Here is a 7,881-nt window from a genome sequence, read left to right as displayed (position 1 = left end):
CTGGCGGTGCGGGCCGAGCAGCATGCCGGTGAAGGTGGGCGGCCGGCGTTGACCCATCGGGTGCGGCCGGCGCGGATTCCGTTGTCGTTGGCGCAGCAGCGGATGTGGTTCCTCAACCAGTTCGACCCGGAGTCGGCGGCATACAACATTCCGCTTGTGGTCCGCCTGTCCGGTGAACTGGATGTGGCAGCGATACAGGCTTCGGTGCTCGACGTGTTCGCTCGGCACGAGGCCTTGCGGACGGTGTTCCCGGACTCGGCCCAGGGGCCGGCACAGCGCATCGTGCATGCGTCGAGAGTGTCGATGGACCTGACGCCGATTCCGGTCGCGGACGAGGACGAGCTGCGGATGCGGGTGGCCGCATTGCTCACGGCGGGCTTCGAGGTCACGGAATCGGTGCCGGTGCGCGGGGCGCTGTACCGGATGTCGAAGTCCGAGCACGTCTTGGCGGTGGTGGTGCACCATATCTGTGCGGACGGTTTCTCGACCGGGCCGATGGGCCGAGACGTGTTGGTGGCATATGCCGCCCGGCACGCAGGGCACGAGCCGTCCTGGACGCCGTTGCCGGTGCAGTATGCGGATTACGCGTTGTGGCAGCGGGAGGTGCTGGGTTCGGAGGACGATCCGGGATCGTTGATGTCGCAGCAGATCGCGTACTGGTTGGATGCGTTGTCAGGGCTGCCGGATGCGCTGGCGTTACCTACCGACCGGCCACGCCCGGCGGTGCGGTCGGGCCTCGGTTCCAGCGTGGATTTCACCGTGCCGGCGGCAACGGTGGCGCGTCTCGTGTCGCTGGCGCGAGAGGCGGGTGCGACGCCGTTCATGGTGGTGCATGCGGCGTTAGCGGTGCTCTTGGCGAGGCTGAGTGGGGCCACCGATATCGCGATCGGGTCGCCGATCGCGGGCCGTGGTGATGCGGCGTTGGACGATCTGGTGGGCATGTTCGTCAATACGTTGGTGTTGCGGGCGCAGTACGAGCCGGACGAATCGTTCGCGGAGCTACTGGGGCGGATGCGCGATGCCGATCTCGAGGCGTTCTCTCGGGCGGACGTTCCGTTCGAACGATTGGTGGAAAAGCTGAATCCGATTCGGTCTCAGTCGTTCTCTCCGTTGTTCCAGGTGATGTTGGCGTTTCAGAACTTCAGTCGGCCGGTGGTGGAGCTTCCGGGATTGAGAGTCTCGCCGGTGGAGGTCGATCGGCAGGCGGTGCAGTTCGACCTGTCGATGACTGTGGGTGAGTCGGCAGATGGAGGGGGTGGATTCGTGGGAAGGCTGTCCTACGCGACGGATGTGTTCGACGGCGCGACGGTGCGCGAGATCGCGCGGCGGTTCGTGCGAATTCTCGAAGCGGTGGTGGATGATCCGATGATGCCGGTGGGCGACATCTCGATCGTCGAAGAGAACGAGCGGCGTCAGATGCTGCGCGAGTGGAACATCACGGGACACGACGTCCCGGATGGACTGCTGCTCGACGGATTCGATGCGCAGGTGGCCCGAACACCGGACGCGGTGGCAATCGTGTACGACAACGAGTCGCTGTCGTATGCCGAGTTCTCTGCTCGGGTGAACCGATTGGCTCGAAGATTGATCGACGAGGGTGTAGGACCGGAGTCGTTGGTGGCATTGGGGATGCGCCGGTCGCTGGAGTTGGTGACAGGAATCTACGCGGTGCTCCGAACGGGTGCTGCATTCGTGCCGTTGGACCCTGATCAACCCCCGGCACGCAACGACTACATCCTGGAAACCACAGGACCCGTCTGCGTCCTGTCCACCTCCCGAGACGGATTCGACACGTCCCGGAATCGAGTGCTGAACGTTGACGCCCTCGATTTGTCGGTGTATTCGTCCGAGCCGGTTGGGGAGTCCGAAGTCGTGACGCCCGCACGGCCGGAAAATCTGGCGTACGTGATCTTTACATCTGGATCGACCGGGCGCCCCAAAGGGGTTTCGGTCAGCCATCGCGCGATAGTCAACCAAATGTCCTGGTTGGCAGCCGAATACGAGCTCAGCGACTCCGATGTCGTGGTGCAGAAGACGCCGGTGACGTTCGACGTGTCGATGTGGGAATTACTGGTTCCGCTGGCCGTCGGTGCCCGGATGATCGTCGCGCGTCCAGACGGTCATCGGGATCCGGACTATCTGCTGCCACTGATGCAAGACTCCGGTGTTACCGTGGCCGCGTTCGTACCGTCGATGCTGGCGGCGCTCCTGGCCGATCCGGAGGCGTGTCTACCGGATTCGTTGCGGTGTGTTTTTGCCGGTGGGGAAGAATTGCCGGTGGAGTTGTCTGCGCGATGTGCGTCGCGGTCGAAGGCTCGTCTCGACAACAAGTACGGTCCCACGGAATATGCGGTCACTGCGACGTCCCACCGTTGCGACGGACTCGAGCGGGAATCGGTCCCGATTGGTGAACCTGTGTGGAACACCACCGCACTGGTCTTGGATCGACGTCTCCACCCGGTGCCCATCGGGGTCGAGGGAGAGCTGTATCTGGCAGGAGTGCAGCTGTCCCGCGGCTATCATCGCCGCCAGGGGCTGACGGCGGAGCGATTCGTGGCCGATCCGTTCGGGGCAGCGGGGACGCGTCTCTATCGCACGGGGGACGTGGTCAAGTGGAACCCACGCGGACAGCTGATGTATGTGGGTCGGTCGGACTCTCAGGTGAAGGTGCGCGGGCTGCGTATCGAGCTCGGCGAGATCGAGACCGCGCTGGTGGCGCAGCAGACGATCGTGCAGGCCGCTGTGATCGTGCACGACGGCGAGTTCGGTCAGCAACTGGTCGGGTACGTGGTCCCCACAGGGGGTCGGTTGATCGACGTGGAATCGGTCCGTGCCGCGGCCGGCAGGTCGCTGCCCCAGTACATGGTGCCGGATCTGCTGATGGTGCTCGACGAATTGCCTCTGACCGCGAGCGGCAAGCTGGATAGGAACGCATTGCCGGCCCCGGAGTTCACGAAGAGGGAGTTCCGGGGGCCGACGACGCGCGTCGAGCGAATCGTGACCTCGGCCTTCACCGACATTCTCGGTGTCGAACAGGTGGGGCTGGATGACGACTTCTTCGCGTTGGGCGGCAATTCCCTGGTCGCGCCCAGGATCGTCGCCCGATTGAAGCAAGACCTGAGCGCGGCAGTTCCGTTGCAGTGGCTGTTCACGGATCCCGCCGTCGAAGCATTGGCCGCTCGGATCGAGAACGGAGCCACGGGTCCGGTGGAGGAAGGGTTCGGGCCGCTGCTACGGATCCGAGCGGACGGTGAAGCGGGAGCGCCGCTGTTTTGTATCCATCCCATCGTCGGACTGTCGTGGTGCTACTCGGGTCTACGTCAGTACATCGACTCTGATCTACCGATCTACGGGATCCAGAGTCCGTCGATTCTCGAGGACAGCTATCTTCCGGAGTCTCTCGATGAACTTGCGGACCGTTACGTCCGTGAGATCCGCCAGATCCGACCATCCGGTCCGTACCGACTGCTCGGCTGGTCACTCGGCGGTGTCATCGCGCATGCGATGGCGATCCGGATTCAGGCAGCCGGCGAGGATGTGGAATTGCTGGCCATGATGGACAGCTTCGCAGGCGCGACGGCGGTCGAGGAAGGGTCGCCCACGGATGTCTCGGTGAGTGAGTTGCTGGGTGGGTTCGGTATCGAAGAGACAGCAGTCGAGCGCATCTCCGACCCGAGCCTCGGTGGTGTCGCTGTCGCGCTGGCCGAAATGTCCGGGCACTCCGTCGAGCAAACCGAGAAGGTCGTGGGGCGGCTCGTGTCGGCGGCGGACCGAAACTCGAGGTTGATGTCGGAGTACCGGCCTGCATGCTTCGACGGAGACATTGTGTTCTTCACCGCGGCGGCCGACGATGCCACCGGCGCGAGGGCGGCCCGCGGATGGGAGAACGCGGTCACGGGGGTGGTGCACAACCATGCCGTGGCAGTCACGCATTGGCAGATGACGTCACCCGACGCTCTCGCCGTCGCCGGCCCGATCTTGAACGAGGCACTGGGAGAGCAATCAACATGACGGGTGAACCGGCCGGTCACCGCGCGAGCAGAGCCTCGCAGGAACGCGCCGCGCACGCGCACGCCTGAACCGTCGCGGTGTCGATGGCCGGGCGTCCCGCCTGGGATCGCCAGAACCGAAGGGCCGTCAGCGCGACACGCGAGATCTGCTCGGGGGCGGCGTCGGCGCGCGTGATGCCCCCGTCCGCATCAGCCGAGGCGCCGACCCTCGTTGTCGCGCCGACCAGTGTGCCGGTGAGAATGACACCGAGGTCGGGTATCCGGGGATGGATGGTGGCGGCCAGCGCCGCCGCACTCGTCCTCCTCGGTGCAGGCGCGGCGGCCGCTCAACTGATCGGCCAGGACGACACACCTCGGCGACAACCACCACAACCTCGTCCGTCGAACAGGCCTCGTCGGCCGGCGAGACCGGGCAGGACGACACCCGGCAGGAGTACACGGTGCAGGACCTGCCACCCGCCCAGCCGATGGGCGGCGGAATGCCGGGATGCGGCGGCGCCGAACCGCGGTAGGTCAGACCTCGGTGAGTGCGCCGGCCGACAGTGAGGCGTAGATGAGCATGAACACGAACAACATCCAGCCCGCACCCTGCCAGATCGGCCACCGGCCACCGGCCCGCCACACCCGGTAGGTCTGCACGAAGGCTCCGACCCCGCCCAGGAGCAGCAACGCGKGTGGGCCGAAGACGAGGACGTACTTCTCCCCGCCGGCACACTCCATCATCGACTCGGCGCAGTCACCAGAATCGATCGACATCCACGCGACCGAGAGGAGCGCAACGACGAGTGCACCGCCCATCACCGCCACCGTGTACGTGGCGGCGCGGCGAACGGTGAGATCGGCGCCCGAAGTCATCATGTCGGAGGGTACTCGGTTCGCAACGCGGGCCGTCACGGAAAACAGCAGCGCCCCCACCGATCACGGTGGGGGCGCTGCTGTTCACTGCTGTCGGCTAGCTCTTCCGGCCGGGTGCCTTCGCGCCTGCCTTGAAACCGAGTCCGCCGGGCTTGGCCGGCGGCGGAGCCTTCACCGTTTCCGGTGCCTTGCCGTTGGATCCGTCGCCGTTCGACTCCTCCACCTTCGGAGCCGCGGTGTCGGTTGCCTCGGCCTTCGGCGCTTCAGCTGCGGGAGCCTCCGCCTTTGGTGCTTCGGCCTTCGGAGCTGCGGCCTTGGGGGCCGCGGCCTTTCGGGCTCCGGGAGCCTTGGCGCCGCTCTTGAAACCGAGTCCACCGGCCTTCGCCGCCGGGGGAGCCTTCGGCGCCTCGGCTGCGGGGGCCTCCGAAGCGGAGGAGGTGTCGGCGACCTGCGGTTCGGCAGCCTGGGGTTCGGCGACTGCCGGCTCGGCGGGAGCATCCGCGGGAGCGGCCTTCGCGCCGGGAGCCTTCGCCTTGCCCTTCATCTGCAGACCCTTGCCCGGTGCCTTGGCGCCGGACGCGAGTCCGAGTCCCTTCGGCTTCGCCGCGGAGGCATCCTGAGCAGGGGTTTCCGCTGCGGGAGCCTCTGCCGCCGGTGCATCGGCAGCCGGAGCGGCGGCCTTCGCGCCGGGGGCCTTGGCGGCACCCTTCATCTGCAGACCCTTGCCGCCCGGTGCCTTCGCACCGCCGGCGAGTCCCAGACCCTTGGGCTTGGGTGCCTCCGCTGCGGGCGTCTCCGTACCGTCGGCTGGTGCGGGAGCGGCCTTCTTGGCGCCGGGAGCCTTCGCTCCGCCTGCCATGCCGAGTCCCTTGCCGGGTGCCTTGGCGCCGGGAGCCTTCGCCCCGGGTGCCTTGGCCAGGCCCTTCATCGCCAGGCCCTTGCCCGCCGGAGCTTCCGTGGCGGCCGGCGTTGCAGCGGCCTCCTCGACCTCTTCGACGCGCTCCTTCTCGATTACCTCGGCCGTGGCCTCGGCTGCTGCCGGCGATCCGGCCGGTTCGGCCGGCTTCTCGCGGGGAATGACCTTGATGTTCTCGCTCAGCTTCTCGGGCTCGAGACGCGTGATGGACGAGAGCATCAGCTGGGCGACGTCGACGACCTCGACGCCCTCGCCCTGGCCGGACTCCTGGCGAGCGGTGACACCGTCGGTGAGCATGACGCGGCAGAACGGGCAGCCGGTCGCGATCTTCTTCGGATCCGTGCTGAGCGCCTCGTCGACCCGGTCGATGTTGATGCGCTTGCCGATGTTCTCTTCCATCCACATGCGGGCACCACCGGCACCACAGCACATGGACCGTTCGCCGTGACGGGGCATTTCCTTCAACTTGGCGCCGGAGGCCTCCATCAGCTCGCGGGGAGCGTCGTAGACCTTGTTGTGGCGGCCGAGGAAGCAGGGGTCGTGGTAGGTGACGTCCTCCCCGACGGATGCGACCGGGATCAGCTTCTTCTGGCGGACCAGGCGGTTGAGCAGCTGAGTGTGGTGAACCACCTCGTAGTCGCCGCCGACCTCCGGGTACTCGTTGCCGAGGGCGTTGAAGCAGTGCGCGCAGGTGACGACGATCTTGCGCTTGCGCTGCTCGACGCCGTCGAAGACCGAGTTCAGCAACTCGATGTTCTGCATGGCGAGCTGCTGGAACAGGAATTCGTTACCTGCGCGACGAGCGGAGTCGCCGGTGCACGTCTCGTCGGCGCCGAGGACCATGAACTTCACGCCGGCGGTGGCGAGCAGCTCGGCGACGGCCTTGGTGGTCTTCTTGGCGCGGTCCTCGTAGGCGCCGGCGCAGCCGACCCAGAACAGGTACTCGTAGTCCTCGAAGCTGTCGGCATCCTGGCCGAACACCGGGATCTCGAAGTCCATCTCACTGATCCAGTTGAGACGGTCCTTGGAGTTCTGACCCCAGGGGTTGCCCTTGTTCTCGAGGTTCTTGAACAGGCCGGCCAGCTCGGACGGGAACTCCGACTCGATCAGCACCTGGTAGCGGCGCATGTCGATGATGTGGTCGACGTGCTCGATGTCGACGGGGCACTGCTCGACACACGCGCCGCAGTTGGTGCAGCTCCACAGCGTCTCGGCGTCGATGACCGGGGCCAGCTCACCTTCGACGGTCTCGCCGACCAGCTTGCGCTCGGCCTCCCGGCGCGCAGCCTCGGGGATTGCGGCCAGTTTGGTCTCGTCCACGGCGCCGTCACCGTCCACCAGGCCGATCTCGTCGCCGCCCATGTCCTTGCGGCCACCGGCCAGCAGGTACGGGGCCTTCGCGTAACCGTGGTCACGCAGCGAGGTGATCAGCAGCTTCGGGGACAGCGGCTTGCCGGTGTTCCAGGCGGGACACTGCGACTGGCAGCGCCCGCACTCGGTGCAGGTGGTGAAGTCCAGCCAGCCCTTCCAGGAGAAGTCCTCGATGTTGCCGGCGCCGAACGTGTCGGTGTCGGGGTCGGCGTCCTCCATGTTGATGGGCTTGCCACCCGACATCATCGGCTTGGCCGCACCGAGAGCGACGTCGCCGTCGTCCTCACGCTTGAAGTAGATGTTCGCGAACGCCGCGAAGCGGTGCCAGGCGACACCCCAGGTGATGTTGCGTCCGACGACGTAGAGCCAGATCATGCCCGACATCAGCTTGACGAAGGCGAAGAACGCGACCATGTTCGGGCTCGCGGGCAGCAGCTTCGCGAGGTTCATCGTGAAGAAGTCGGTCCACGGGTTGGCGTGGCCGTAGGTGGCGATCTTGCCGGCCTTCACGAAGATCATGCCCAGGCCCTCGATGAGGACGACGGCCTCGACGAAGTACGCGGCCTTGAAATCGGAGCCACTGAACCGGGACAGCCGGGCGGGCACGCGGGGGTGGTTGAGCTGGCGGATCACGATCAGCGTGGTGATACCGATGACCGTGCCGAGGCCCAGGATCTCGTCGATGAAGTGGTAGACGGCGGTGTTRCCGACCAGCGGCCAGTGGAACGC

Annotated in this window: 3 protein-coding genes; 1 reads left to right on the top strand and 2 read right to left on the bottom strand. The window is 66.3% G+C overall.

The genetic code is table 11. The annotated features are described in order from the left end of the window. Positions 1-48 precede the first annotated feature (48 nt). Positions 49-4,011 (top strand): non-ribosomal peptide synthetase, encoded by a 3,963-nt coding sequence (locus AC1D1G_RS38025; protein WP_477956162.1) that lies wholly within the window; start codon positions 49-51, stop codon positions 4,009-4,011. Positions 4,012-4,523: 512 nt separating this feature from the next. Here AC1D1G_RS38025 and AC1D1G_RS38020 read toward each other — a convergent pair. Beyond that, a complete protein-coding gene (locus AC1D1G_RS38020; protein WP_477956161.1) occupies positions 4,524-4,868 on the bottom strand; it encodes a hypothetical protein in 345 nt (114 codons plus the stop codon). Between the two features lie 94 nt (positions 4,869-4,962). Then, positions 4,963-7,881: heterodisulfide reductase-related iron-sulfur binding cluster (locus tag AC1D1G_RS38015; protein WP_477956160.1), on the bottom strand; the 2,919-nt coding region annotated here is incomplete at its 5' end.

It is taken from the genome of Rhodococcus sp. P3_B8 (genome assembly GCF_056402775.1).
Note: the sequence above shows the minus strand (reverse complement) of the source record. Positions and strands in the feature narration are given on the sequence as shown.